Source organism: Protofrankia sp. CiP1_Cm_nod3 (assembly GCF_982290655.1).
Genome location: NZ_CEVIVD010000032.1, coordinates 6,296 through 7,141 on the forward strand (window position 1 = coordinate 6,296; position 846 = coordinate 7,141).

Here is an 846-nt window from a genome sequence, read left to right on the forward strand (position 1 = left end):
TGGTCGCGGGCCCGCGTGGTCGGCACGCAGGATGGCCGCGCCACGCAGGGCGGCGGCCGCTTCGGCCAGGTCGCCGGGGAGCGCCGGTACGACCAGCAGAATCACGTCCGCGTCGCTGAGCGTGATCGACGCGAACTGGCCGTCCCAGTCCAACGGGGTGTCGACGAGTACCAGCTGATACGCCTGTTCCAGGGTGCGCAGGCCGGCGGCAACCACCTGGGTGGTGGGTGGGCCCGGCATGCCGGCCGCCACCAGCGGAGCCGGCTGCGCCTCGATGTCGTCGGCGGCCGGGACGGCGCCGTTGGCGGTGGCTGCCGCCGTCTGGCCCGGCGTGGCCCGCCCAGCGGGCTGGAGATCGGGCTGGGGGGTGCCGGTGGGGTGGCAGGCGGGCAGGACGTCGAAGCCCGCGGTGGCCCGGGCCGGTGTGGCTGTCCGGCTGGTGTCACCGCCGATCAGCCAGCGGATCTCCCGGGCCGGTCGTGGAGTGCCGCCGCGGCGGGCCCGGTAGGAGATCGCGTCCGCGACCAGATCACTGAGCGTCACCGGCGGGCGCACGCCAGCGCGTTCCGCGAGTGAGGCGCCGAACTCGATACTCACGTCGGAGCCGCCGGTGGCCGTGGCGCGTTCCAGATCACCGGAGATGTCGAGGGCGACCACGGGCTCGGCGCGGATGCCGGCCAGGGTCATTCCGAGCATCGCGGTGACGGTGGTGCGTCCCGAACCGCCGATCAGCGAGGTGACCGCGATCCGCCAGGAGCCTTCCAGCGGTGTGGCGACCCGGTCGGCGAGGGACTCCCGGATGGGAATCTCCTCCCAGGGCGCCAGTTCGGTGATGTCGTCCCAGGG

General features: G+C 74.0%; 1 protein-coding gene. It reads right to left on the reverse strand.

Annotated features, from left to right (window positions below; genetic code table 11):
- A partial coding sequence (locus tag AC5LUJ_RS08895; protein WP_493464759.1) for a hypothetical protein occupies positions 1–846 on the reverse strand: 846 nt, incomplete at both ends.